We start from the raw sequence: 25,415 nt of genomic DNA on the forward strand, positions 1-25,415 counted from the left end.
AGTAAATAAATGATTCGTAAAATAATGATTATATTATTTGTATTAGCTACCGCTACTGCATGTAATAAGAAAGGACTTGATAATGGAGCCGCTGGTGCTAATGGTTTAGATGCTGGGACAATTGTACCTGGTACTGAAGCAGACTTAGTAGCTAATGTAGGTAATGTAGTTTATTTTTCTTTTGATAGTTCTATACTAGATGAAGAATCAAGAGCTACTCTTGATCGTCAAGTTGCATGGCTAAAAGCTAATCCTTCTGTAAATGTAACAGTAGAAGGAAATTGTGATGAACGTGGTACTCGTGATTATAACTTAGCTTTAGGTGAACGTCGTGCTGAAGCTGCAAAACGTTATTTAGTACGTTCTGGTATTGATGCTTCTCGTATTTGCACAGTTTCATATGGTAAAGAACGCCCTGCTGTTTTAGGCACTGGGGAATCAGTTTGGAGACTTAATCGTCGTGATGTAACTATAGTTACTAACAACAATTAAAATAAGTTAAGAGCCCTATAAATAGGGCTCTTATCTATACAATTCTGGATCTGCATTTTTTTACATTTCTTACTTGCAAACTTTTCCTACATTGCCTATATATAATTAAATTTAAAGTAATTCCATTCGGACAAAAGAGAGCATAATGGGTGATTAGCTCAGGTGGTTAGAGCGCTACCTTGACATGGTAGAGGTCGTAAGTTCGAGTCTTATATCACCCACCATTAACCCTATAAAATAGTTCCTTTAGGTATATTAAATCCCCTTAAAAAGGTAGAGGTATCCATAGGTTTACGTCCTGTTCTCTGCAAAATCTTAGGTTTTAGTATACCACCGCTGCAGAAGATAGATAAATTATCATCTAATACTTTTCCTACTTCCTCTTTAACTGCCATATCTATATAATCTGTTTCTAATATTTTAATTATTTCATTATTGTAATTAAAATATACACCAGGCCATGGATTTAATGCACGTACCATCCTATGAATATATTCTGCAGTATAATTCCACCTAATAAGGCCTTCTTCTTTACTTAATTTATCTGCATAAGTTACACTAATTTCTGATTGCTCAACTGGTACACAATTATCTATATTATCTAAGGTTTGTAACAATAAATCTGCCCCTATATTAGATAATTGATCATGTAGTGCAGATGAAGTAATATCTTTATTTAATGGCATTTTATAACTAGACAAAATTGCACCAGCATCCAATTTTTGTACTAATTTCATAATACAAACGCCTGTTTCATTATCACCTGCAAGAACAGTTCGTTGTATAGGCGCCGCTCCTCTCCATTTTGGCAACAAAGATGGATGTATATTTATAGAACCATATTTAGGTGCTGATAATATGGCTTCAGGTAATATTAAGCCATATGCTGCAACTACAATTATATCACTTCTAAGATCTATTAACTCCTTTTGTACTAGAGGATCACGTAAGCTAACAGGATATTTTACTTCTAAATTGTTTTCCAGTGCAAACTGATGTATAGGAGATAATCTTTCTTTATACCCACGGCCAGCAGCTTTTGGTGACTGTGTATATACAGCTACTACTTCATGGGAAGAAGAAGTTAAAAGTTTAAGCGCTGGAACTGCAAAAAGCGGAGTACCCATAAATATTATTTTCATACTCAATACTTATCCCAAGTAATATGTTTTTATTGCTCTGAAGAGAGATATGTTTTTTTTATTTTTTTTGCTTTTCTGATCATAGTATCACGTTTTACTAAAGAAGCATGATCTAATAGCAATACTCCATTTAAATGATCCATTTCATGTTGTATAGCTGTTGCTAGCCACCCATCAGCCTCTAATTCTTGTGTATTCCCATTATAATCCAAATATTTAACTTTAATATTACTAGGACGCTCTATGTCTAATATTTGAGTTGGTATGGAAAGACAGCCTTCCTGACGTATGCATTTCTCCTCAGATATATAAATTATTTCAGGATTAACCATAAAAATAGGATTTTTAGCCTCATCATTTTCTTTGTTACTTACATCTACTATTAATATACGTTTTGCTATACCCACTTGTATAGCCGCTAAACCTGCTCCTTCTGAATAATACATGGTTTCTAACATATCATCCATAAACTTACGTAAATCATCATCTACCTTCTCAACCGGTAGTGATTTTTGTTTAAGTCTTGGATCAGGAGCTAGTACAAGTGCTAAAATTGCCATAGTATTACCTTTAACTCACATATAGTGTTCTTCTTTTTGTTAAAATATAAAGAAAGACCATGCCAGGTATGCTTATAGCTATCGTAAGGGCAAAAAATGCAATCCAGCCTATTTGATCTATAAGGTATCCGACTGGGATTGATAATATATCTCTACCAACCGCAGATAAAGCTGTATATAAAGCATATTGGGTGGCTGTATACTGAACTTTATTGCATAAGCTTCCTAAATAAGCAATAAACACAGAGGTACCTAATCCTCCAGAGAGATTTTCTATACCTATGGTGACGGCTAAAAAATGAGTATCATAGCCAATAATAGCTTGTAAACAATACATAAAATTTGAAGAAGCTTGTATAATAGCTCCTATCCATAAACTTTTTTTAATTCCTAGGCTATATATTAGTACTCCTCCAATCATTGATCCAAAAATAGTAGCTATCAATCCCCAAAATTTGGCTATAGTAGCTATTTCAGCTTTACTAAACCCAACATTAACTAAAAAGGGACCTGTCATTGAAAACAATAAAGAGTCTCCTAATTTATAACATAAGACAAATAATATAATTATTATACCATCTGAACGTTTTACCATTTCTACAAAAGGATTAATTATTACTTTATCTACAAAAGCTATCCTCTTATCATTTATGGTTCTAACTAAATCTTTATCCATAGGTTTTTCATTCATAGATAAAACTACGATCATACCTACCATTATGCCCAGAGTAGATAAAGAATATGTAACTGACCAATCAAAATATTCAGAAAAATACAAAGCACCCGCACTCGTAAGAAGCATACCTATTCTATAACCAAAGACTGACATTGCTGCGCCATAACTTTGTTCTTCCTTAGATAAAACCTCTATTCTATAGGCATCTACTATTATATCTTGAGTTGCTGAACAAAACACCACTATAAACGCACAAATGGCCATTCGTATCATATTAAATGAGGGGTTAGAATGACCTAATGCTATTATAGCAATAGCTAAAAGTAATTGGGTAATTATTAACCAACTACGTCTTCTACCTAATACTTTAGACAAATAAGGTAAAGAAAAATAATCTATAAAAGGTGCCCATAAAAATTTAAGCGTATATGGCAAAGTTACAGCACTAAAAACCCCTATAGCCTGAATACTTATTCCCACTTCTGTAAGCCATATTTTGAGTGTAGAAGATACAAGAGCAAAAGGTAATCCGCTAGATATTCCAAGCAAAAATATTGCCAAAACTTTAGGTCTGGAATAGACGCTCAGATTTTCTATTAATTTTCTACTATACATTATATCATATCTTAATTATTACACTATAATAATTAGTTGTAAGACTAATCTCTATTCGTGTCAAGCAGTAGGATTTTTTATATATTAAGAAAAAGGTAGATATGTTTTTATTTTTTAAAGGATTTTTTCTTTCTATCAGCATTATTGCATCTATAGGCGCACAAAATGTCCATGTATTAAAATGCGGTATTAACAAGACTCACATTATTCCTGTATGTATAATATGTTTTTTATGTGACGTTATATTAATGAGCTTAGCCATATGGAATTCTAGCTATCTTGCCTATAATAACACTGTAAAATTTTTATTATCCTTAAGCGGTATAGTTTTCTTAGTAATCTATGGGGGGATGTCTGCATATAACGCTTATAAAGGCTCCTCATTAAATACCCCTTGTAAAGGTAAAACTACAAGCTTACGTAAAAATATTCTTATAACCCTTGCAGTTACTTTACTAAACCCAAATGTATATATAGATATTTTCATTATTATAGGAAGCCTAGCACTATATTTGTCTAATCAAGAAAAATTTGCGTTTTTTTATGGAGCTATCACTGCTTCATTTTTATGGTTTTTTACATTAGCAATTAGTACAAACTTAATCTCTTCTTATCTTACACAACCTAAATATTGGCGTATAATTAATTGCCTAACCACAATAATCATGTGGAGTATAGCACTAAAATTATTATTCGATATTATATAGTGTTTAATTTCCTATAATAACAAAACCTATCTTTTATATAAAAGATAATCCAACTCTCGTACCTATCACAAAAATTATACACCTTTACGTTCAGCAATTTTTCTCTTAATACTCGAAATAGCTTCCGCTGGATTTAGTCCTTTAGGACAGGTATTTGTACAATTCAAAATTGTATGACATCTATATAATTTAAAAGGATCTTCTAAGGCATCCAACCTTTCACCTGTATATTCATCCCTACTATCCTCAATCCAACGATGAGCTTGCAATAAAATAGCAGGCCCTAAATATTTATCACCATTCCACCAATAGCTCGGACAACTAGCAGAACAACAAGCACATAAAATACAGTCTGCTGGACCGTCCAATTTTGCTCTATCTTCTGGTGATTGTAATCTCTCACGATCTTGGGGATTAGGTGTATCAGTTTTAAGCCATGGCTCAATAGATTCATACTGAGCATAAAACATATTCAGATCTGGCACCAAGTCTTTAATCACCTGCATGTGAGGTAAAGGATAAATTTTTACATCTCCCTTTATGGCAGATATTTCCTTAGTACAAGCCAAAGTATTAGTTCCATCTATATTCATAGAACAACTACCACAAATACCTTCTCTGCAAGAACGCCTAAAAGTAAGAGTAGGATCTATCTCATTTTTAATTTTTATTAAAGCATCTAAAACCATCGGCCCGCACGTATCCATATCTACTTCAAATGTATCTAGCCTTGGATTATCAGTATCATCAGGATTGTAACGATATATTTTGAACTTTCTAACATTCTTAGTCCCAGCCGGAGCAGAGAATACTTTACCTTGTGTTACTTTAGAATTCGGAGGTAATCTAAGTTCTACCATAATTTTATCCCTTAAATTTTAATATACTCTTTTCTTAGGTTTAATATACTCAACTTCATCAGTAAGTGTATGAAGATGAACAGGACGATAATCCAGTTTTACTTCTCCATTTTCATCCACCCATGATATAGTGTGTTTTAGCCAATTTTCATCATCACGTTCTGGGTAATCATCTCTAGCATGAGCCCCTCTACTCTCTTTGCGATTATAAGCACCATGCATAGTAACCACAGCTTGCCCTAACAAATTATGTAATTCCAGCGCTTCCACTAAATCACTGTTCCATATTAAACTACGATCAGAAATACCTATATCATCAAAACTTTTATATACATCATGAATTAGGCTAACACCTTCTTTTAATACTTCATCAGTCCTAAATACTGCTGCATGAGATTGCATAGTAAGTTGCATATTTTCTCTAATTTTAGCAGCAGAATAAGGGCCTGTAGAGTAACGTATTTTATCAAAACGTGCTAAAATTTTATCTGTAATTTCCTTTGACAATTTTTTATGAGGCATATCTTTTTTTACTATCTCAGCTGCATGTAACGCTGCAGCACGGCCAAATACCACTAAATCTAATAATGAATTAGAACCAAGTCTATTAGCACCATGTACCGATACACAAGCAGCTTCTCCTATAGCCATTAAACCTGGAACAACAGAATTCTTATCTCCCTTAATAACTTCAGCATTATAATTAGTAGGTATACCACCCATATTATAATGTACTGTCGGCATGATAGGTACAGGTTCTTTAGTTGCGTCAATGCCAGCAAAAACACGTGCTGTTTCAACAACACCTGGCAGTCTCTCATGTACTACTTTTGGATCTAAATGCGATAAACATAAATACATATGATCTTTTTTAGGCCCTACTCCCCTTCCCTCTTTTATTTCAATAGTAATAGCTCTGCTTACTACATCTCGAGAAGCTAAATCTTTAGCATGAGGAGCATATCGCTCCATAAATTTTTCCCCTTCAGAATTAATAAGATAGCCACCTTCACCTCTAGCACCTTCTGTGATTAAACACCCTGCTCCATAAATCCCCGTAGGATGAAACTGTACAAACTCCATATCTTGAAGGGGTAAACCAGCTCTAAGACACATACCATTACCATCACCGGTACAAGTATGTGCAGAAGTAGCAGAGAAATAGGCTCTTCCATATCCACCTGTAGCAATAACTGTCATATGCGCATTAAATCTATGCAATGTCCCATCATCTAAATTCCAAGCTATAATTCCTTTGCAAGCACCTTCTTCATCCATAAGCAAGTCTATAGCAAAATATTCTATGAAAAATTTTGCTTTATGTTTTAATGCCTGCTGATACAAACTATGTAAAATAGCATGTCCTGTACGATCAGCAGCAGCACATGTTCTCTGTGCAGCTTTACCTTCTCCATAATACGTTGTCATTCCCCCAAAAGGACGTTGATATATTTTCCCATCTTTAGTACGAGAAAAAGGTACACCATAATGCTCTAATTCTATTACAGCCTTAGGAGCATTCTTACACATATACTCAATAGCATCTTGGTCCCCAAGCCAATCTGACCCTTTAACTGTATCATACATATGCCAACGCCAATCATCTTCACCCATATTACCAAGCGCTGCACTTATTCCTCCTTGAGCAGCCACAGTATGACTACGCGTAGGAAAAACTTTAGTAACACATGCAGTAGAAAGTCCTGCTTCAGCCATACCAAGAGTAGCACGTAGACCAGATCCTCCTGCTCCAACAACAACTACATCATAATAATGGTCTATTATTTCATAACTCTTCTCAGCCATGGATTAACTCTCTTTCTAAATATTCAATTAAAAATTGCAAAATGAAAAGCAAGTATAGCAGCTAAACTTGTCATTACTGTCACTATTGATATAGCTTTTACCAAAACTATTAATACTGTCCTTATAGGTTCAGCACAATAATCTTCTATAATAACACGCATACCAAGCATTCCATGATAAAATATACTTATGATAAATAACATCGTAAGTACAATTGTAATAGGAGATCTAATGAGTAATAATAATTCTTCATTACCAGCAAGCATCATTTTTATAATGGTAATTACAAACCAAATTGATAAAGGGATTAGCGCCAAAGCGCTCAAACGTTGTCCCCACCAATGATCTGCACCACTATGTATCGAGCCCACACCTTTTACTTGTCCTAACAATGAACGAAAACGGTTATATTTCATATAAACTCATTAATTACTTAGTTGTATAATACAATTGACCAACTTAAAACTGTTGAAAGAATACTAGCTATAATCACTACTATTCCTGACCAATTAAATTGCTTTTTTTGAAAACCAAAACCAGCATCCCAAAATAGATGCCTTATTCCATTAAAAAGATGAAAAAATAAAGCAAAACTCCATCCACATAACATTATTTTCCCCAAGATAGTAGAAAAAAATGTCCATTTCACTAGAGTTGGATTAAACGCGGAATATACTCCTAAAATAATCCACCATGTTATCAATAAAGCCCCTACGAATAGTACAATTCCTGAAAAACGATGTAGGATTGATAAAGCCGAGGTAATTTGTATTTTATAAACACTTAAATGTGGGGATAAAGGACGTCTATTATGTATGGAATCTATATTACTCATTATATTTACTTAAATATGATATTAACATCTGCGACAACTATAAACACATATACAGTCTTAGTCAACTAATCACTTGATTTCTTTTGTTATACAACGTTTTTTAAAAAAGTCATTTCTTTATTTTGTAAATATCTTCTTACAAGATTTAATTCTTCTTCTGTACTAATATGTAACCAAAAATGCGAGGTTTCTATACCATATATTCTATCTAATTTTCCATCGTCAGCTTTTTTTGCTTTAAATATAAAATCCTTAAAGAGTTTAAAATTCTTTACTTCAAGTCCTTTTAATAAATTAGGAGACATTATTTGTATACCGCAAAATACATAAGGATGATCATACGCTTTATCCGCTCTATAAACACTCCCACCTTCTGCTAAATGCAAATCTCCTCTGCCTTGATAATAAGGTATACGCTTTGTTTGTTGTAATAATAATAGGCTATCCATCTTATCATTATCAAAATTATTTGATAATGATTCTAATACTGAAGGTTCATTATCATTATCAATCCATAGCATGTCACTATTTATCACATAAAAAGGTTTTTCTGCAAAATAATGTAATACTTTCACTATACCACCAGCTTCTAATAATTCTGCTTCGTAAGAAAAAATAATGTTTAAACGTTGTGCTACTTCTAAACTATTTACATAGTCTTTTAATAAATCAGCTTTATGGTGTAGATTAATTACCACGCTAATAATATTATTTCTATATAGCTGTTCCAAAATACGTTGAATAAACGTTTTATGAGCAATCTGAATCATAGGCTTGGGTATATGATTAGTAATAGGACGTAACCTTGTACCTAAACCAGCTGCCATAATCATAGCTTGCTTTATTGTTGTCATATATTTCTCCTACATTATTTGAGTATTTAATACGCAATTTTACTTACATCACGGTAATTATTTGTAGATTTAAACACTTGTATAGGTAGTATCTTTTCAATGTATTCTTTTATAGGCCTTAACAGTGGATACTTTACACTATTATTAATATATCCCCATACTCTTGGTATAAGCCTTAAATAGTAAGAATTGTGGTCATTTACTGCCTTACGAGCAAAAATACCTATAATTTTTAAATTCCTTTGCACACCAAAAATTGCATAATGAGCCAAGAATTCTTTACGTGTAATATTAATATTTTTCTCTAAATAATAAGAAATCATCTCTTCAACCAAAAATTCATTTACCGTACGCCTAGCATCTTCAAGCAAAGATACTACATCATACACAGGTGAACCTATAACTGCATCTTGGAAATCAAGCACTCCTACCTTTTGTATACCAGACCTTTCTGGTAACCACATCAGGTTATCCGCATGATAATCCCTAAGTACTATAGTATTCTCTAAAGGTTGTATATAAGTTAACAATCTGGACCAAATTTCTATATATTCTTCCCTCATATTTTGTGGAACTTCTTCTCCATTTAATAAAGGTACATACCAAGATACAAATAACTCAACCTCTTTTAATAATGCTTCTATGTTATATGAAGGCAATAAATTAGCAGTAACTTTTTGCTTTTGTAAATCTATTATCAAATCAATAGCATATTTATATAATAATCGCTCTTTATCTATTTCAACCTCTAAAAAATTTTTATAGCTATCATCTCCAAAATCCTCTAATAGAGCAAAACCATGATCGTAATCATGAGCCATTACTTTAGGCACGGATAAATAAAATCCAATAATAACTGATCTACTAAAACAAAAGATTCTAACATTTTACGATCTAAGTTAACATCCATTAAAATATAACTTTTTTCGTTATGTATCAACCTTTCATAAATCCGTGTTGAAGCATCTTGGATAGTTTTTTGCGTAACAGCTTTACCCAAATTATTATGATTTAAAAATTGCTGTTTTCTTAATATACGATCTGACATTTGTTATCTCTCATAATAATCCTTTTAGTCTGTTACACCATATTCCTTTAGGTATTATTTCAATATATCTTTTATTATCATTACTAGAAAAAGCAAAATTCAACACTAACTTATCTAACGGTAAAATATCAGAAATTAAATCAGGCCACTCTATCAAAGTTATACCACTATCTATTGCCTCCTCTATCCCTAATTCCCACACTTCTTCTTTATTATTTAATCTGTATAAATCAAAATGCCACACCATTCCCTTTTCAGTATTATATACAAATAATAAATTAAAAGTTGGACTTAATATAGTTAATTTATCCTTTGTTAACGCATTGATAAAATATCTGCTAAAAGTAGTTTTTCCACTACCTAAATCACCTTTCAATTCTATTATATCGCCTACTTTCACTAAAATAGCTAATTTCTCTGCTAATCCTTTAGTATCATCCATATTATCTAATTTTATATTCATTACCATAAAAACTCTCAAGTAACATTATATACCAATAATAAGCTTTTGAGTTAACAATAATAAAAACAATGTAATTATGATTTGATAACTACTAAGAACTTATCTAGTTCTTCATTCAGAATATTAGATTGACGGGCAAGTTCAGCACAAGCATCAACCATATCAGAAATAGCTCTAGTACTCTCAGAGGTAGTCTCCAATACCGTTTTGGCGTTTTTAGACACATCTTGTACGCTTTTTGCAGCTTCTTGTATATTATTAGCTATTTCTTGAGTTGAACTACCTTGCTGCCTTACTGTACTAGAAATATTACCAGATATATTATTGATTTCTTCAATAATTTCACCAATTTTCTTAATAACATCTACAGTATTATTAGCCTCAGTTTGAATTGAAGAAATCTGCACCGTAATCTCTTCAGTTGCCTTAGCAGTTTGATTAGCAAGATTTTTTACCTCAGCCGCAACAACTGCAAATCCTTTACCAGCTTCACCCGCTCTAGCTGCTTCTATTGTTGCATTCAATGCAAGTAAATTAATCTGCTCAGCAATATCATTTATTAGATTTACAATATCACCTATTTTATTAGTAGAATTTGCTAAACCTTGCACAGCATTATTAGCTATATAAGATTTTTTTACAGCTTCATTTGTAATTTCTGAAGAGGCAATCATTTGTCTACTAATATCTATTACAGAAGTAGAAAGCTCCTCTGCCGCGCTTGCTACCATATTAACATTGCCTGAAGTATAAGAAGATAATCTTACTAATTCGTCAATATATGAGGTATTTTCTTTAGCAGAATTAACCATATTTTTCGCTGTTATTTCCATCTCTACTGCTGCAGAGCTAACCATATCTGCTATGTGTCTAACCGTTGTATCAAATTTATTGGCTATTTCCTTTATAGTATTTTTTTTATGCAATTCTAAAGCTTGTTGGGTTCTAGTTTTTTCTTGATTTATTTGTTCCATACGTAAATTATTTTGTTTAAATATATCTAATCCCCGGGCTAAATCTCCTATTTCATCTTTATATTCTGTATAAGGTATCTCAATATCATTTTCACCTATTGCAATCTTATGTGTAACTTTAATTATTTGAGAAAAAGGTTCAATAACAGCTTTAAGAAAATATCCATTAACTATTATAATAATTAATACATAAAAAATAACTGTTATAATTATAGCTTTTTGGGATTTGTTAATAATATCATATTGTAAATTATTAAATTTATCATTTAATTGTTTAATTTTTTGAAATACACTTCCATATAATATTTCAATTTCTTTAAAAGTCCCAGGCAAATTATAAACACCTAAAGCAACTGTATTACAACAAAAATCTTTAGACATCTCAATATATCTATTTTGTATAATTTCCATTTTTGCTAATAAGCTATCTATGGCTAATGCCAAATCTGCACTAGTATTTTCTTTTAAAATTTCACGTATAATATAACCGTGTTTTTCTTTAGATTTGGTAATAAAATTTACAACTTCATCCTTACTCTGTACATTTCCTTTTAAAGAATTTATACGCAATTCAATTATATAATCATTCATAGTAGTTTGGAGAAGATATGCATCCATTAGCTGAAATTGAATTTTAGATAACTTTGCCATTTCTTTATAGGTATTAGCAAAGGTAAGCATTAACACATATACTATCGAAAAAATTGTAATGGCTATAAACAAGCGTGTTAAGTTTATAATAAAAAGCTTTTTTCTAATAGTCATATTCCCCAAACCTATTATTACTTATAAATAAATGAACTCTAAAAAATTATAATAACATTTTTCTTTCAAAATCCTTAATTAAAACTTATTATAATAAACTATATTACACTCTAGTGCTATTAAAAACACTAAAATCACTTATATTAAATTAAAAGCTTAATCTCTTTCTTTTATAATGTTAATTCATTAGTATGGTAAAATAATAATAGAAGAACGAGTCAAATGTTTACTAATTATTTAATAATTTGTACTACAATTTTTAGAATAATAGGAGATAATTATGAAAAGAAAAAAGCCTCAAGCATTTGATACTTCTGAAATTGATAACGATAGTTCACCTGCTCAATCTCAAATTCCACCATCTAATGCAGAAGATTCTAAACTAATTAGAATTAAAGGTGCAGGTAAAGCTTTGCTCGGAGGAACAGGAATAGGTATTCTAGCAGGAACCATTGTGGCTACTGGAGGTATAGCTTTTTTACCCCTAGTAATAGCAGCCGTTGCTGTACCAGAAATAATCAACAAACCTACAAGAATGCTATATGACGGTGTAAAAGAAGCCCTATCAGGTAAAAAGGCTGAAATACCAACAAGAGATTTTGCTTCTAAAAACAAAACTATAGCTTTAGGCGCAGGTAAAATAGCTTTAGGTGTAGCTTCCATAGGTGCTGCAGCTTTACTTACTATAGGAACTGGAGGATGGTTTTTAGCACCTATAGTTATTGCAGGATTAATTAATAACGATATAGTTAAAAAACCATTTCAACTTATTTATTCGGGATGTAAAGACATTATATCAGCTTCTAAACAAAATGCGGGTATTAATAAGGAACCAGAAACTCCTTTAAAATCAAATACGCAGAAGCAACCATCTCAAGAACGTTCATATTCTTCGAATATTGACCACGGTATTAATGTAATTAGTAGCGATAATAAATCTTTACCACGTAAGCCTAAAAGTGTCAAAATAAAACTTGACTAAATTATTATATAAATTTTGGAATAAAAATGGTTTTTAAATTTTTTTCAAGCAATAAAACTCATGAGGATAAACCTAAGGGAAATAATGATGTTGAAGATATTGTACCTAGGCCACCTCCTAAGATACAAAGAATTTCTGTTAAAGAATCTTGGAATTTTTTAGTTAATATAATCGTTGAAGTAAAAAATAAGTTTAGCAAAAAAGAACTAGCGATGGTATTACAATTAGGAAAAGCATTATCAAACCTAGGGGTAAAATATCAACATGTAGTAGAATATAGCAAATTACCTTTTGATAATCAACCTGTAAGAGATCAGGGTGTTAAGGATAAACCTTCTAAAACCACAGATGATAAAAGAGGGAGATGATTATCTAATAAGAATAGATATTCATATCTATTCTTATTAGAACATATTCTAGTTTATGGTATTTTCATCTTCTTGAGATTGCTTTTTTTGGTGATACAAACTATAAAAATCTACAGGATTAATCATAAGTGGTTGATATCCACCATCTCTGGTAGCGTCTGCTATTATTCTACGAGCAAATGGAAATAATAAATTAGGGCAATTAACCAATAAAATAAATTCCCTTTGTTCTTCTGGAGTATTAACTAAAGTAAATATACCTGCATATTCCAATTCTACTATAAAGAGTGTATTATCTTCTACCGATGCAGAACTATTAACAGTAAGTGATACTTCATAGCTATTTTCCTGTATAGCTTTTACTCCTATATCTATATTTACACTTACTTTTGGAGTAGTATCTATACTTAAATTAGCAACAGGGTTTGGGTTCTCAAATGATAAATCTTTAATATATTGAGCATTAATAAACATTTGAGGTTCATTTGTATTATAATTTGGATCATTATTCATAAAAACTTCTTTCTGTGATAAAAATTTGTTATAAGATAACATAAAACTATAGATGCTTATAACAATATATACTAATATTGTCTAACAATTATTATATTTTTGAAAGAATGAAATTATGCTCGACATACTTATTATCGCTATAATATCTGGATTTATATTATATAAACTTTATACCATGCTAGGACAAGATGATAACCATGATATGGAGTTAAAAAATAGAAAAATTATAGATGTTACACCCAAACAAGATCTTTCTGAAAAAAATAACAACTCCAAAAACATTTTTGATTTAAAACCACCAACAAACTCTGCTTTAAAAAGCATTATAGATAAAGTTTTATTTTACGATCCAAGTTTTTCAGAAGATACTTTTATTAATGGTGCTAAACGTGCTTTTGAAATGATTCTGGAATCATTTTCTAAAGGTGACATTAATACGCTCAAATTTTTATTAGCAGAGAATGTTTTAAAAGAGTTCGTAAGTAGTATTAACTCAAGAGGATTAGATGGATCTTATCCAGAAACCACTTTAGTATCTATTTTAAACGCTAATATTATTAGTGCTGTTATTGAAAAGTCATTAGTTGAAATAAAAATAAATTTCATTTCAGAACAAATTAATATTTCTAGGGATAAAGAAGGAAAAATTTTAAAAGGTAATCCTTCACATATTGATCGTGTTGAAGATACATGGACATTTGCACGAGATTTACGGTCTAATGATCCTAATTGGAAATTAGTTGCTACTAATATATAATATAATTTTATGAAAAAGCTCTTACTCTTATTAGTATGCATTTATATATCTGCATGTACTACTACTATTCCTTCCTCTAATCGCTTAAAATTAGCAAAAGTGGATTTTGCAGATTTGCCTGATTGGGGACAAGATGATTATAAAAGTGCATTATATAGTTTCATTAATTCTTGTAATAAACTTACTTTTTCGTCGCATAAACTCACTTCAAATTCTGCTTCCTGGTATAGAGTATGTAATAAAGCTAATGATTTATTACATTCCAGTAATGAATCTATTTTAGAATTTTTTGAATATAATTTTGTACCATTTAAGATACAAACTTATGATAAAGATATTTGTTTATTTACAGGTTATTATGAAGCTATATTAAATGGTAGTAGAAAACCCTACGGACCTTATAAATATCCTATATACAACGTGCCAAATAATATGGTTAAAGGGACTAAACCGATATCTAGAGAATTTATAGAAAAAGGGACATTAAAAAATTCTGGATTAGAGATAGTGTATGTGGACGATAAAATAGATTTATTTTTCCTACATATACAAGGATCAGGACGTGTTAATTTAGATGACGGTTCTACAATAAAAATAGGATACAAAGACCAAAATGGTCATCCTTATACACCTATTGGGCGCTATATATCTAAAAATTATAATATAGATATAGATAAAATATCAGCTCCTTTTATAAAAAATTGGCTACGCACTAATAAACAACATATAGCTGAAAATGTCATGAATCAAAATGCTTCATACGTATTTTTCCAAGAAATGATAACACCTTATGATAATCCCATAGGAGGGCAAGGTGTAGCTTTAACTCCCGAAAGATCTTTAGCGGTTGATATTAATTTTATACCTTATGGTATGCCCATATGGATAGATACTCACTATCCTCACACACCTAACTGCTCAAAAAAACCCTTAAGAAAACTTATGATAGCTCAAGATAAAGGTGGCGCAATCAAGGGACCTTTAAGAGCAGATATCTTTTTTGGCAGAGGAAAACAAGCTGAAGAATTAGCAGGATATATGAAACAAAAAGGACAATATTATGTGTTATTGCCTATAGCTAAAGAATAAATTAAGGCTTAATAATTAAATTTTCTCCTTCAATATTAACTTTACTAAATTGATTTAAAAACGACATACCAAGTAAACATGTATCCATTTCTGCTTGATTAATATAAACATTAACATTATTAAGCTTTAAAGGACCTATTTCTAAAGAAGATACTAAGCTTTTTGCAACCAACCCTCTGCCATTTGCTGTCATAACTGGTATATTGAAATTTAATGTAGACATTTCTATACCTATATTTTGAATATTGTTAGGGCTTAACACTATATTTGTTGCACCTGTATCTATTATACAATCTAGCTTTGCTCCATTTATAATAACTTCTACATGAAAAGCTCCATCTAATTGCCTAGAAAACATTAATGAACCATCTTTAAGCTGCACCGCTCGCATAGGAAGTAAAGAACTAACAATTTTAGACCTTAATATTATATCTTTATAACTATATAAACCTAAAGATATTACAAAGAATAACAGCCAAATTCCTATATTTCTTGCTATGACCGATATTTTTTCATTACGCAAAGAATATACGTATCCTATCCCTATGGCTGAAATTAATAAGGCTAAATATAATATCCTTAATGTATCTTCAGAATTATTAATATTATACATATATAATTTTTATTATTTTAACAAATTATCTAGTTTATTTTGGGCTTCTAATGCATATAAGTCATCACAACCACCTATATGCTTATCATTTATAAAAATTTGTGGAACTGAACGACGGCCATTTGATTTTATCATCATATCTTTACGTAGCTCTTCATTATCAGATACATCTACTTCTTTAAAAGATTTCCCTTTCGATTTTAAAAGTTCCTTTGCCTTAACACAATAAGGACAAGTTTTTGTAGTATAAATTACAATATTATTAGTCATTTTTATCTTCTCTTTTATTTATCATTAAATGTCATTTTCTTATATTTATCTACATAAATATTAATATATTCTTCTATTTTAGATTTAGTAAAAGGCTTTGCAATAAATCCTTGTGCTCCATTTTTAAGTGCTAATTGTACATTATTATTTAAAGTTACGGTGGACGTCATAATAACAAAAGCATTTACATCTATTTCTTTTATTTTAGTTAATACATCATAACCATTATAATCTGACAATTCAGCATCCAGAAATAATATATCTGGTGCATTATTTATATAAGATTTTATAGTTTGTATAGCATTTTTTGTAGCTATAGTTTCATAATTCCAGCGCAATCTTAGCGCTTCCAACATTAATTGCCTAGAAAGTATCTGACTCTCTGCAATTAATATACAAACACCTGTCCTCTCTTTCTTTTTTTGTTTTATCCCTTGTGCAAGAGCCGGACTATATTTAACTTCTTCTAATTTTATTTGATTACTCGCAATATTCTTATCCATTTTAAAACCACTCAACCTTATAAACCTCTTTCTTCATTTATACAAAAATTAATTTAAAGATCTATTAATAATGCTACAACCTTTTATTTTAAAGGTTATAATTAAATTAATTACCGTTTATTGCAAAATTAATATTTACTATTAAAATATTTCTCTATATAATATCTTTATAAGTTAACTTTATAACATATAGTAATATTTATACGATATGAGTGTTATCGGTAATCTACTTCGCGAAGAACGTTTAAAAAAGGGGCTTAGCTTAGAAGAAGTTTCTGAAAAAACAAAAGTTCGTACTTTTTATCTTTCTGCAATTGAAGAAAATTCAAATCGTGAAGACATACCTGCTCCTGTATATATGCTAGGATATTTAAAAATATATGCTGATTTTTTAGGTTTAGACGGTAAACAAATTGTAACTCATCTTAAATCTGAAATAGAATTATCTAATTTGAGCTTTCCTAATAATTATCAAGACGATCATAAACCTAATTTTTTTACTGTATTAGTATCCATATTACTTTTAATATTGAGCTATAGTTTTTATTATATGGTACAAAATCAATATAATATCTTTAATTATACATCCAACAATTCTATTAAGCTTAAAGAAGATCTAAGTCATAGTTCTTCACTTTTATTTAAAGATCAGATATTAACAAAAAATATTATAGGACAGAATGATAATAAAGAAAAATTGATTCTTCTTGCACAATCAAACGATATTTTGACTATTTTCGACCCGAAGGGAAACGTGATTAAAAAGATCAATACCAACATAGGAGATATTTATCAAATATCTGCTTCTAATAAAATTAGCCTTGCAAACGATAAACAAAGAATTATTTCTATAGTAAAACCATAACATGGTGGAGATGAGCGGAATCGAACCGCTGACATCTTGCTTGCAAAGCAAGCGCTCTACCATCTGAGCTACACCCCCATATACGTACATCTCGAATTTATTATCCTTTTTTATAAATTAAATCAAGATATTTTTTCACAAAAATGTATTTTTAAGCTTCTTCCTCCCAAATAGGTAATTTTATTTTCTTCAGCAATTCCTTATGTAAAGCTACTTCATCATTTGAAGGTGTAAATACCCTTTTTAATCTCGAAGAAGAAGAAATATATGGTTGTAGTTCTTGTACAATTTTTTGTTGATTATCAATTAGTAAAGTGCTTTGCCTACTATCAGTTAAATCTATATAAACCTCTGCTAATAATTCTGCGTCAAGTAATGCTCCATGTTTAGTTCTTTTTGAAGTATCTACGCTAAACTTTCTACATAAGGCATCCAGACTGCTAGGAGATCCAGGAAATTTTTTTCTTGCTAAAGCAAGCGTATCAACTATTGTATTCTTCGTAATAGGGGCTAAATTTATTTTTTCAAATTCACTATTCAAAAATTTTAAATCGAATTTAGCATTATGAATTATTAATGCTGAATCTAAAATAAACTCTAAAAAACCAGTAGCTATGCTAGAAAATAAAGGTTTATCTTCTAAAAATTCTTCTGTTATTCCATGTATATCAGAAGCTTCTTTAGGCATATTTCTTTCTGGGTTAATATAAGTGTGGAAAAAATTACCAGTTTTCACCTTATTAATTAACTCTATACACCCTATTTCTACTATACGGTGTCCTTGTTTAGGATCTAAACCAGTAGTTTCTGTATCTAAAATGATTTCACGCATAAAAACTTTTTTATCTCTCTCATACTAAAAGATTTACCTGCCCCTGTATGTATAACGAAGTCAGCCTTTTTCCTTTTTTTATAATCACTCAATTGATATCTTAAAATTTTCTCTAATTTTTTTTCTGTCATCAAATATCTTTTTAAAGCTCTTCTTTTCTGCATATATTTACTGGCAGATACTACTATTATATAATCAAATTTATGTTGATAAGATTTTTCAAATAATAAAGGTATATCTATCAATACCATTTTTCTTCTATAATAAATAGATTTTTTTACAAAAACATCCATTTCTTTATTTAAAAGAGGATATAATATTGTTTCTAGATCAGATAAACGTTTATGATCAGCGAATACAATTTCTGATAATTGAGTTTTATCTATTTTATTTTCCTTATCTATCGTTTCTGGAAATTTATTTTTTATTTTATCATAAGCGTTTTCATTTGAACGAATTATTTTATCTATCATTAAATCACAATTAAAACTATCTATTTGATAGTATTTAAACTGATTTGCTATGAAACTTTTTCCCATAGCAATTGATCCTGTTAATCCTACGATAATCATTATACATTTTTACTATTTAATTTTATTTTCATTATAATATTGTATAATTAAAGCTGTTATTTCTTCTACTGACCTTTTAGTAACATCAATAATAGGCCAATTATTTTTTATAAAAATTTTATTCGCTTCATTTAATTCTTCCTTAATTTTATCCTCATTAATATAATCACTTTCTGTAATTTCACTGAGAGAAAGCAATCTACTTTTTCTAATTTGCAATAATCTATCTGGAGAGATAGTTAAAGCAACTATTAAAGGCTTCTTAGATGTAAATAAACTAGCAGGTAACTCACAATTATGTACATAAGGAATATTAGCTGCTTTATACCCTCTATGAGCCAAATACATACAAGTAGGAGATTTTGATGTCCTCGATACTCCAACTAATATTATATCCGCCTCATCTATGTCCCATGCGGATTGTCCATCATCATGAGCAATAGAAAAATTTACTGCTTCAACACGAATAAAATAATTATTATCCATTTCATGCTGTTTCCCAGGTTGAGGCGTAGTTTGTATATTTAGGTAATTAGATAAATCTGCTATGGCCCTTGATAATACTGGTATGCATGGTATAGATAATTTTGCACAATGTTCTCTTAACATATTCCTTAATTCTTCTTCAACAATGGTATACATTACTACTCCTGGTTTATCAGAAATAGCTTTTATTACTTTTGTTAATTGTTCTTTATCTCTAATCAATGACCATATATGCTCTTCAGCTTCTATGCCATCAAACTGAACTAGTGCAGCTCTTGCTACTCCACAAACCGTTTCACCTGTAGAATCTGAGACTAAATGTAAATCAAATTTCCGCAAAATATCTCCTATATTTATAATTGTATATCTATGTATAAAACATATGTGTAACTCTGTTGATAAGTCTCTTTATAACTTTTTGCCTTAATTATCAAAAATCAAAACACATTTTATATATAAAATAATAAACATGTTGATAAAATTTTATTCTATATATATGTTATGTTAGGTTAAATAATTATTAAAAAACTATCCACAGTTATAATTATACATCAAGATATAGAAAAATGTAGCAATATATGAATTTTATACATAATATTATCCACAGAAAAAACCTTACTAATTTATTACTTTTTTTTGTGGATAAATTTGTGTATAAAAATTAATCCACAAAAAAACGTGGTGTAACTATAACAACTACCTTAAATAAATATAAAAGAGTTTTTGATGAGAAAAAGCACAATGAGTCAATTAATAGAGAATAATTCTCTTACAAAAAAACAAATTCCTATATGGTTAATGCGTCAAGCAGGTAGATATCTTCCTGAATATATGGAAATAAGAAAAGGTACAAAAAATTTTTTAGAGTTATGTTACACCCCTAAATTAGCATGTGAAGTAACTTTACAACCGATAAAGAGATTTGGGTTAGATGCAGCTATTATATTCTCTGACATATTAACTATAGTAGATGCACTAGGAATTAAAGTAACTTTCGAAGAAAATATAGGTCCTATAATTGCTGAAATTTTTCCAGAAGATTTAGATAAAATTAGAAAAAATATTAATAATATTACTAAAAAATTAGAACCAGTTTACGAAGCTGTTTCTCTTACGAGGTCAAAATTAGATAAATCAGTACCATTAATAGGTTTTGCAGGAGCTCCATGGACTTTAGCTTCTTATATAATTGAAGGAAGAGGTACCAGAGACTTTAATAAAGCAAAAACTACAGCTTATCATAATAAAAAATTCTTTCTGGAAATAATAGATATTTTAAAAGAAGCTATAATTATACATCTTAACAATCAAATAAACGCAGGGGCAGATTTAATACAGATATTTGATTCTTGGGCGGGTGTGTTACCTGAAGGAGAATTTCAAGAATTAGTTATAAAACCTACTTCTGATATAGTTAAATCAGTAATATTAGAAAATAATAATATCCCCATTATAGGTTTTCCAAAAGGTGCTTCTTTTTACTATGAAGAATATGTAAAACAAACAAAAGTAGATATAATAAGTTTGGATAGTAACGTATCTAGTACATTTGCACAAAACAATTTGATGAATAATTGTGTAATCCAAGGTAATTTAGACCCTATTTATTTATTAGGCAAAAAAGATGTTATTGCTAAAGAAGCAGAAAAAGTATTAAGCAATTTTGCAGGAGGAAAGTTGATTTTTAATTTAGGACATGGGGTTTTACCTAATACTCCTATAGAAAATGTACAATTTTTGGTTGAGTTAGTAAAAAAATGGAAAAATTAGCAGTAGTAATTTTTAATTTAGGAGGACCTACAGAGGAAAAAGAGATTAAAAGTTTTCTATTTAGCCTATTTTATGATAAATATATTTTAAGAATTCCTAATCCCTTTAGATGGATACTAGCTAAGTTTATTACCGTAAAACGTATAAAAAAGGCTAAAGATATATATGATAAAATAGGAGGGGGATCTCCTATTTTATCAGAAACTAATAAACAAGCTGAAGCTTTATATAAAAAAATGATAGAATATAACTGTTCTAATAAAGAATTTAATGTATTTGTGTCTATGCGTCATTCTAAGCCATTAATTTCTGATACAATTGAAAAGTTAAAAGATTATAATCCAGACCAAATTTTCCTTATACCTCTTTATCCTCAATATTCTTCTACTACCACACGCTCTTTTATAGAAGAATTTTTAAAAATTTCTTTTAAAAATAATATAAAATCTTCTATTAAATATTTATGTTGTTACCCAGATGCGCATAAATTTATAGATGCTTATATACAGTTAATAAAAATAAAATATGAGCAAGCTAAATTATTAGGTAATCCAAAAATTATATTTTCTGCGCATAGTTTACCTAAAAGGATAATAGAAAAAGGAGACCCTTATCAATGGCAGGTAGAATATACTGTACAAAAAATAATAGATAAATTAAAAATAGAGTATAATTTAGATTGGGTTATCTCTTATCAAAGTCGGGTAGGGTATTCTAAATGGTTAACACCTTATACTGAAGAGGAAATTATTAAAGCTTCTCACCAACATTTTCCTATAATACTTGTACCTATTACCTTTGTTTCTGAACATTCTGAAACTTTAGTAGAGCTTGATATTATATATAAAGATATAGCTAGACAAAATGGATGTATAGGGTATTTTAGAGTAGAAACGCTTAGAAATAGTGAATTATTTATAGAATATTTAGCTGAGACATGTATAAAACTGTTGAATTCTAATTCTGGACGTATTTCAAGGATATGTCCTGAACAATTTAAAGAATGTATATTTTAAAAATAAATTAAGAGGAATATTTATGGCAGAATATTATTTATGGATAAAATCTTTTCATGTAGTGGCTATTATATCATGGATGGCTGGTATGTTATATCTACCACGTTTATACGCTTATCACGCTTCTGTAAAATTAGGGTCAGAATTAGATAAAACTTTTCAAATTATGGAAAATAGATTATTAAGATATATAATCAATCCTGCTATGGTAATAACTGTCATTTTAGGTATTTTACTAGCTTATATATTTGGATTTGCTACACTTGGAATATGGTTCCATTTGAAAATGATGTTAGTAATAATATTGTTTGCAATACATGGTATGTTTTCTAAATGGCGTAAAAATTTTGTTAATGGTACAAATCATCATGGTAGTAAATTCTATAAAATAATTAATGAATCTATTACTATGATAATGATAGCTATAGTTATTTTAGTAATTGTAAAACCATTTAGTGATTAATTAATAATTTATAGTTAAAATGCAAAACTGATAAAATTTGAGGAGTTTTTATAAATGATTTAAAAAATATTATTTGACAGAAAAGAGGTATTAGTTTAGCTATTCTATACGGTTCCTTTTTCTGGAAACTCCAAAGGTTTAATTCCTGCTTATTTTAACACTTTAATTTTAACTTAATCTGAATATGTAATTCTCATGAATGAAATTGTTGCAACTCATAATAATACCGAAAATAATGTTTATTTAAAAAATTTTAAAAGAAAACTTCCTGCAGAGTTACTTGCTGAAGCAGAACAATACGGAGTAGAAAATCCTAATGTATTGCTTAAGCAAGATATAATTTTTGCTATTCTAAAAAAAATAGCTGAACAAGGTGGAGTGATTATTGGTGAAGGGGTTTTAGAAGTTTTACCTGATGGGTTTGGATTCTTAAGGTCACCAGAAGCTAATTATTCTGCTGGTACTGATGATATATATGTTTCTCCCAGTCAAATCAAAAAATTTAGTTTAAGAACAGGAGATACGGTTGAAGGACAAATTAGGGCTCCTAAACAAGGTGAAAGATATTTTGCTTTACTAAAAGTTACAAAAATTAATTTTGATACGCCTGAATTATCTACTCATAGAATCAATTTTGATAACTTAATACCATTATATCCTAATCAGAGAATTAATTTAGAACATTTAGAAATGGCTGGTATAAATGGTTCAAAAGATTTAAGTAATAGAGTAATCGATTTGGTATGTCCTCTTGGGAAAGGGCAAAGAGCATTAATAGTAGCTCCACCGCGTAGTGGTAAAACAGTATTAATGCAGAATATAGCACATGCTATTACAGCTAACCATCCTGAAATATATTTGATAGTATTGCTTATAGATGAGCGTCCTGAAGAAGTAACTGATATGGCTAGATCAGTAAAAGGAGAAGTTGTTAGTTCTACATTTGATGAACCAGCAGTACGTCATGTGCAGTTAGCAGAAATGGTAATTGAAAAAGCTAAAAGATTAGTAGAACAAGGTAAGGATGTAGTTATATTACTTGATAATATAACAAGACTTGCAAGAGCATATAATACAGTAGTTCCTTCTTCTGGAAAAGTACTAACAGGTGGTGTGGATTCGAATGCTTTGCAAAGGCCTAAAAGATTTTTGGGAGCAGCAAGAAATATAGAAGATGGAGGATCGCTTACTATTATAGCTACTGCATTAATAGAGACAGGTTCTCGTATGGATGAAGTTATTTTTGAAGAATTTAAAGGTACTGGTAACTCCGAAATAGTATTAGATAGAAAAATTGCTGAAAAAAGGATATTTCCAGCAATCGACATTACAAGATCTGGTACCAGAAAAGAAGAATTATTGTATGATAAATCTACTTTATCTAAAATATGGGTATTAAGAAGAATATTAGTATCAATGGGTCCAGTGGATGCTATAGAGTTTTTATTAGATAAAATGAAAAATTCTAAAACGAATAATGAATTTTTTGACTTAATGAATTCATAGTGTATTAATTTTTTAAAGTTACTATTATATATGGTTTATTAATGAATTTGGGAGGATTTTATGTCAACTCGTAAAAAAATAGCTCTAATAGGTGGTGGTAACATAGGGGGAACTTTAGCTCATTTAATAGGGTTAAAAGAGCTTGGAGATGTTATATTATTCGATGTGGTAGAAGGATTACCTCAAGGAAAATCTTTAGATATAGCGCAAAGCTCAGGGGTAGAAGGTTTTGATATACATTTTAAAGGCGCTAATGATTATTCAGAAATAAAAGGAGCTGATGTAGTAATAGTTACAGCTGGTATACCTAGAAAGCCTGGTATGAGTAGAGACGATTTAGTGGCTACAAATGCTAAAGTTATGCAATCTGTTGGTGAAGGTATTAATAAATATGCTCCAGAGGCTTTTGTTATAGTAGTAACTAATCCTCTAGATTCTATGGTTTGGGTTATGAAAGAAGCCAGTAAACTTCCTGCTCATAAAGTTGTAGGCATGGCTGGTGTACTAGATTCTACTAGATTTAAATATTTTCTTGCTGAAGAATTAAAAGTATCTATCAATGATATTACTGCTTTTGTTTTAGGGGGACACGGAGATACCATGGTTCCCTTAGCTAGATATTCTACAGTTGCAGGCATTCCTTTACCAGATCTTATCAAAATGGGGTGGTTATCTCAAAGCAAATTAGATTCTATAGTACAGCGTACTCGTGATGGTGGAGCAGAAATAGTAGGATTGTTAAAGACAGGTTCAGCTTTCTATGCCCCTGCCTCTTCTGCTATAAAAATGGCAGAATCTTATTTACACGATAAAAAACATGTATTACCATGTGCTGCATATTTGACTGGAGAATATGGGATAAAAGATTTATATGTAGGAGTTCCAGTAGTAATAGGGTCAAATGGTGTTGAAAAAATAATAGAAATAGAATTAAACCAAGAAGAAAAAATTGCTTTTAATAAATCAGCTGATGCTGTGCGTAGTTTAATAGAAAAAATAAAATTATAATATTA

General features: G+C 30.0%; 29 protein-coding genes, 2 tRNA genes and 1 pseudogene. 13 read left to right on the forward strand and 19 right to left on the reverse strand.

Annotated features, from left to right (window positions below; genetic code table 11):
* Positions 1–9: 9 nt before the first annotated feature.
* Both NOVO_04435 and NOVO_04440 read left to right on the forward strand, forming a co-directional pair.
* Complete coding sequence (locus NOVO_04435; GenBank protein ID AIL65269.1) at positions 10–492, forward strand: Minor outer membrane protein Omp16; 483 nt, start codon at positions 10–12, stop codon at positions 490–492.
* Positions 493–639: 147 nt separating this feature from the next.
* A tRNA-Val gene (locus NOVO_04440) sits at positions 640–716 on the forward strand.
* Between the two features lie 6 nt (positions 717–722).
* On the opposite strand, the gene fmt is transcribed toward NOVO_04440, so the two are convergent.
* Genes fmt through ampG_2 form a run of 3 tightly spaced genes read right to left on the reverse strand, consistent with a single transcriptional unit; the run spans position 723 to position 3,485 of the window.
* Positions 723–1,634 carry a Methionyl-tRNA formyltransferase gene (gene fmt, locus NOVO_04445; protein ID AIL65270.1) on the reverse strand — a complete coding sequence of 304 codons (912 nt, stop codon included), beginning with the start codon at positions 1,632–1,634 and terminating at the stop codon, positions 723–725.
* Between the two features lie 29 nt (positions 1,635–1,663).
* Positions 1,664–2,194, reverse strand: a complete 531-nt coding sequence (def, locus tag NOVO_04450; GenBank protein ID AIL65271.1) for a Peptide deformylase — start codon at positions 2,192–2,194, stop codon at positions 1,664–1,666.
* A gap of 10 nt (positions 2,195–2,204) precedes the next feature.
* On the reverse strand, positions 2,205–3,485 hold the full coding sequence (gene ampG_2 / locus NOVO_04455) for an AmpG (protein ID AIL65272.1): 1,281 nt from the start codon (positions 3,483–3,485) through the stop codon (positions 2,205–2,207).
* Positions 3,486–3,586: 101 nt separating this feature from the next.
* Between ampG_2 and argO the strand changes: the two genes are divergently transcribed.
* On the forward strand, positions 3,587–4,192 hold the full coding sequence (argO, locus tag NOVO_04460; GenBank protein ID AIL65273.1) for an Arginine exporter protein ArgO: 606 nt from the start codon (positions 3,587–3,589) through the stop codon (positions 4,190–4,192).
* 74 nt (positions 4,193–4,266) lie between these two features.
* Here the strand turns inward: argO and sdhB are convergent, their stop codons facing one another.
* From sdhB to aer, 8 genes and pseudogenes are all read right to left on the reverse strand, one after another.
* Positions 4,267–5,052: a Succinate dehydrogenase iron-sulfur subunit gene (gene sdhB / locus NOVO_04465; GenBank protein AIL65274.1), complete on the reverse strand. Its 786-nt coding sequence runs from the start codon at positions 5,050–5,052 to the stop codon at positions 4,267–4,269.
* A gap of 18 nt (positions 5,053–5,070) precedes the next feature.
* A complete protein-coding gene (gene sdhA / locus NOVO_04470; GenBank protein ID AIL65275.1) occupies positions 5,071–6,858 on the reverse strand; it encodes a Succinate dehydrogenase flavoprotein subunit in 1,788 nt (595 codons plus the stop codon).
* 23 nt (positions 6,859–6,881) lie between these two features.
* The gene (locus NOVO_04475; protein AIL65276.1) at positions 6,882–7,274 is read right to left on the reverse strand and encodes a succinate dehydrogenase, hydrophobic membrane anchor protein; all 393 of its coding nucleotides are present in this window, start codon (positions 7,272–7,274) and stop codon (positions 6,882–6,884) included.
* A 17-nt stretch (positions 7,275–7,291) separates the two neighbouring features.
* Positions 7,292–7,693, reverse strand: coding sequence for a Succinate dehydrogenase cytochrome b556 subunit (gene sdhC, locus NOVO_04480; protein ID AIL65277.1), 402 nt, complete (start codon positions 7,691–7,693; stop codon positions 7,292–7,294).
* An 86-nt stretch (positions 7,694–7,779) separates the two neighbouring features.
* Positions 7,780–8,547: a Nucleotidyltransferase family protein gene (locus tag NOVO_04485; GenBank protein AIL65278.1), complete on the reverse strand. Its 768-nt coding sequence runs from the start codon at positions 8,545–8,547 to the stop codon at positions 7,780–7,782.
* A 110-nt stretch (positions 8,548–8,657) separates the two neighbouring features.
* Positions 8,658–9,595 (reverse strand): annotated as a pseudogene (locus NOVO_04490) (aminoglycoside phosphotransferase; disrupted).
* A 10-nt stretch (positions 9,596–9,605) separates the two neighbouring features.
* A complete protein-coding gene (locus NOVO_04500) occupies positions 9,606–10,064 on the reverse strand; it encodes a hypothetical protein (protein ID AIL65279.1) in 459 nt (152 codons plus the stop codon).
* A 68-nt stretch (positions 10,065–10,132) separates the two neighbouring features.
* Positions 10,133–11,797, reverse strand: coding sequence for a Methyl-accepting chemotaxis protein (gene aer / locus NOVO_04505; GenBank protein ID AIL65280.1), 1,665 nt, complete (start codon positions 11,795–11,797; stop codon positions 10,133–10,135).
* A 280-nt stretch (positions 11,798–12,077) separates the two neighbouring features.
* Between aer and NOVO_04510 the strand changes: the two genes are divergently transcribed.
* The gene (locus tag NOVO_04510) at positions 12,078–12,779 is read left to right on the forward strand and encodes a hypothetical protein (GenBank protein ID AIL65281.1); all 702 of its coding nucleotides are present in this window, start codon (positions 12,078–12,080) and stop codon (positions 12,777–12,779) included.
* Positions 12,780–12,805: 26 nt separating this feature from the next.
* Complete coding sequence (locus tag NOVO_04515; protein AIL65282.1) at positions 12,806–13,147, forward strand: hypothetical protein; 342 nt, start codon at positions 12,806–12,808, stop codon at positions 13,145–13,147.
* Positions 13,148–13,195: 48 nt separating this feature from the next.
* On the opposite strand, the gene secB is transcribed toward NOVO_04515, so the two are convergent.
* Entirely contained in the window at positions 13,196–13,702 is a 507-nt protein-coding gene (secB, locus tag NOVO_04520) for a Protein-export protein SecB (GenBank protein ID AIL65283.1), read from the reverse strand.
* Positions 13,703–13,775: 73 nt separating this feature from the next.
* Between secB and NOVO_04525 the strand changes: the two genes are divergently transcribed.
* Both NOVO_04525 and mltA read left to right on the forward strand, forming a co-directional pair.
* Entirely contained in the window at positions 13,776–14,417 is a 642-nt protein-coding gene (locus NOVO_04525) for a Tim44-like domain protein (protein AIL65284.1), read from the forward strand.
* A gap of 9 nt (positions 14,418–14,426) precedes the next feature.
* Complete coding sequence (gene mltA / locus NOVO_04530; GenBank protein AIL65285.1) at positions 14,427–15,506, forward strand: Membrane-bound lytic murein transglycosylase A precursor; 1,080 nt, start codon at positions 14,427–14,429, stop codon at positions 15,504–15,506.
* Between the two features lies 1 nt (position 15,507).
* Here the strand turns inward: mltA and NOVO_04535 are convergent, their stop codons facing one another.
* From NOVO_04535 to cheY_1, 3 genes are read right to left on the reverse strand one after another with little or no spacing between them, the layout of a single operon-like run.
* Positions 15,508–16,119, reverse strand: a complete 612-nt coding sequence (locus NOVO_04535) for a putative aspartyl protease (protein ID AIL65286.1) — start codon at positions 16,117–16,119, stop codon at positions 15,508–15,510.
* A gap of 12 nt (positions 16,120–16,131) precedes the next feature.
* Positions 16,132–16,389: a Glutaredoxin-3 gene (gene grxC, locus NOVO_04540; protein AIL65287.1), complete on the reverse strand. Its 258-nt coding sequence runs from the start codon at positions 16,387–16,389 to the stop codon at positions 16,132–16,134.
* 14 nt (positions 16,390–16,403) lie between these two features.
* Positions 16,404–16,892: a Chemotaxis protein CheY gene (cheY_1, locus tag NOVO_04545; protein AIL65288.1), complete on the reverse strand. Its 489-nt coding sequence runs from the start codon at positions 16,890–16,892 to the stop codon at positions 16,404–16,406.
* A 208-nt stretch (positions 16,893–17,100) separates the two neighbouring features.
* On the opposite strand from cheY_1, the gene NOVO_04550 reads away from it, so the two are divergent.
* Positions 17,101–17,757 carry a Helix-turn-helix domain protein gene (locus tag NOVO_04550; GenBank protein ID AIL65289.1) on the forward strand — a complete coding sequence of 219 codons (657 nt, stop codon included), beginning with the start codon at positions 17,101–17,103 and terminating at the stop codon, positions 17,755–17,757.
* 2 nt (positions 17,758–17,759) lie between these two features.
* Here the strand turns inward: NOVO_04550 and NOVO_04555 are convergent.
* From NOVO_04555 to yqfL, 4 genes are all read right to left on the reverse strand, one after another.
* A tRNA-Ala gene (locus tag NOVO_04555) sits at positions 17,760–17,835 on the reverse strand.
* A gap of 73 nt (positions 17,836–17,908) precedes the next feature.
* Entirely contained in the window at positions 17,909–18,589 is a 681-nt protein-coding gene (gene dnaQ, locus NOVO_04560) for a DNA polymerase III subunit epsilon (protein ID AIL65290.1), read from the reverse strand.
* On the reverse strand, positions 18,571–19,161 hold the full coding sequence (coaE, locus tag NOVO_04565; GenBank protein ID AIL65291.1) for a Dephospho-CoA kinase: 591 nt from the start codon (positions 19,159–19,161) through the stop codon (positions 18,571–18,573). The genes dnaQ and coaE overlap by 19 nt, the downstream gene beginning before the upstream one ends.
* Before the next feature lie 12 nt (positions 19,162–19,173).
* Entirely contained in the window at positions 19,174–19,986 is an 813-nt protein-coding gene (yqfL, locus tag NOVO_04570; protein ID AIL65292.1) for a Putative phosphotransferase yqfL, read from the reverse strand.
* 402 nt (positions 19,987–20,388) lie between these two features.
* On the opposite strand from yqfL, the gene hemE reads away from it, so the two are divergent.
* The 5 genes from hemE to mdh_2 all read left to right on the forward strand — a co-directional run bounded on the left by hemE (position 20,389) and on the right by mdh_2 (position 25,410).
* Positions 20,389–21,417, forward strand: coding sequence for a Uroporphyrinogen decarboxylase (gene hemE / locus NOVO_04575; GenBank protein AIL65293.1), 1,029 nt, complete (start codon positions 20,389–20,391; stop codon positions 21,415–21,417).
* Positions 21,405–22,433 (forward strand): Ferrochelatase, encoded by a 1,029-nt coding sequence (gene hemH / locus NOVO_04580; GenBank protein ID AIL65294.1) that lies wholly within the window; start codon positions 21,405–21,407, stop codon positions 22,431–22,433. Before hemE ends, hemH begins: the two co-directional genes overlap by 13 nt.
* Positions 22,434–22,455: 22 nt before the next feature.
* A complete protein-coding gene (locus NOVO_04585; GenBank protein ID AIL65295.1) occupies positions 22,456–22,896 on the forward strand; it encodes a putative membrane protein in 441 nt (146 codons plus the stop codon).
* Between the two features lie 195 nt (positions 22,897–23,091).
* Positions 23,092–24,402: a Transcription termination factor Rho gene (gene rho, locus NOVO_04590; protein AIL65296.1), complete on the forward strand. Its 1,311-nt coding sequence runs from the start codon at positions 23,092–23,094 to the stop codon at positions 24,400–24,402.
* A 60-nt stretch (positions 24,403–24,462) separates the two neighbouring features.
* Positions 24,463–25,410: a Malate dehydrogenase gene (gene mdh_2 / locus NOVO_04595; protein ID AIL65297.1), complete on the forward strand. Its 948-nt coding sequence runs from the start codon at positions 24,463–24,465 to the stop codon at positions 25,408–25,410.
* Positions 25,411–25,415 lie beyond the last annotated feature (5 nt).

The organism is Rickettsiales bacterium Ac37b (assembly GCA_000746585.2).
Taxonomy (GTDB): domain Bacteria; phylum Pseudomonadota; class Alphaproteobacteria; order Rickettsiales; family Arcanibacteraceae; genus Ac37b.

Coding starts and splice junctions, on each gene's coding strand:
- NOVO_04435 (AIL65269.1), top strand. CDS start 10: ATGATTCGTAAAATAATGATTATATTATTTGTATTAGCTACCGCTACT.
- fmt (AIL65270.1), bottom strand. CDS start 1,634: ATGAAAATAATATTTATGGGTACTCCGCTTTTTGCAGTTCCAGCGCTT.
- def (AIL65271.1), bottom strand. CDS start 2,194: ATGGCAATTTTAGCACTTGTACTAGCTCCTGATCCAAGACTTAAACAA.
- ampG_2 (AIL65272.1), bottom strand. CDS start 3,485: ATGTATAGTAGAAAATTAATAGAAAATCTGAGCGTCTATTCCAGACCT.
- argO (AIL65273.1), top strand. CDS start 3,587: ATGTTTTTATTTTTTAAAGGATTTTTTCTTTCTATCAGCATTATTGCA.
- sdhB (AIL65274.1), bottom strand. CDS start 5,052: ATGGTAGAACTTAGATTACCTCCGAATTCTAAAGTAACACAAGGTAAA.
- sdhA (AIL65275.1), bottom strand. CDS start 6,858: ATGGCTGAGAAGAGTTATGAAATAATAGACCATTATTATGATGTAGTT.
- NOVO_04475 (AIL65276.1), bottom strand. CDS start 7,274: ATGAAATATAACCGTTTTCGTTCATTGTTAGGACAAGTAAAAGGTGTG.
- sdhC (AIL65277.1), bottom strand. CDS start 7,693: ATGAGTAATATAGATTCCATACATAATAGACGTCCTTTATCCCCACAT.
- NOVO_04485 (AIL65278.1), bottom strand. CDS start 8,547: ATGACAACAATAAAGCAAGCTATGATTATGGCAGCTGGTTTAGGTACA.
- NOVO_04500 (AIL65279.1), bottom strand. CDS start 10,064: ATGGTAATGAATATAAAATTAGATAATATGGATGATACTAAAGGATTA.
- aer (AIL65280.1), bottom strand. CDS start 11,797: ATGACTATTAGAAAAAAGCTTTTTATTATAAACTTAACACGCTTGTTT.
- NOVO_04510 (AIL65281.1), top strand. CDS start 12,078: ATGAAAAGAAAAAAGCCTCAAGCATTTGATACTTCTGAAATTGATAAC.
- NOVO_04515 (AIL65282.1), top strand. CDS start 12,806: ATGGTTTTTAAATTTTTTTCAAGCAATAAAACTCATGAGGATAAACCT.
- secB (AIL65283.1), bottom strand. CDS start 13,702: ATGTTATCTTATAACAAATTTTTATCACAGAAAGAAGTTTTTATGAAT.
- NOVO_04525 (AIL65284.1), top strand. CDS start 13,776: ATGCTCGACATACTTATTATCGCTATAATATCTGGATTTATATTATAT.
- mltA (AIL65285.1), top strand. CDS start 14,427: ATGAAAAAGCTCTTACTCTTATTAGTATGCATTTATATATCTGCATGT.
- NOVO_04535 (AIL65286.1), bottom strand. CDS start 16,119: ATGTATAATATTAATAATTCTGAAGATACATTAAGGATATTATATTTA.
- grxC (AIL65287.1), bottom strand. CDS start 16,389: ATGACTAATAATATTGTAATTTATACTACAAAAACTTGTCCTTATTGT.
- cheY_1 (AIL65288.1), bottom strand. CDS start 16,892: ATGGATAAGAATATTGCGAGTAATCAAATAAAATTAGAAGAAGTTAAA.
- NOVO_04550 (AIL65289.1), top strand. CDS start 17,101: ATGAGTGTTATCGGTAATCTACTTCGCGAAGAACGTTTAAAAAAGGGG.
- dnaQ (AIL65290.1), bottom strand. CDS start 18,589: ATGCGTGAAATCATTTTAGATACAGAAACTACTGGTTTAGATCCTAAA.
- coaE (AIL65291.1), bottom strand. CDS start 19,161: ATGATTATCGTAGGATTAACAGGATCAATTGCTATGGGAAAAAGTTTC.
- hemE (AIL65293.1), top strand. CDS start 20,389: ATGAGTCAATTAATAGAGAATAATTCTCTTACAAAAAAACAAATTCCT.
- hemH (AIL65294.1), top strand. CDS start 21,405: ATGGAAAAATTAGCAGTAGTAATTTTTAATTTAGGAGGACCTACAGAG.
- NOVO_04585 (AIL65295.1), top strand. CDS start 22,456: ATGGCAGAATATTATTTATGGATAAAATCTTTTCATGTAGTGGCTATT.
- rho (AIL65296.1), top strand. CDS start 23,092: ATGAATGAAATTGTTGCAACTCATAATAATACCGAAAATAATGTTTAT.
- mdh_2 (AIL65297.1), top strand. CDS start 24,463: ATGTCAACTCGTAAAAAAATAGCTCTAATAGGTGGTGGTAACATAGGG.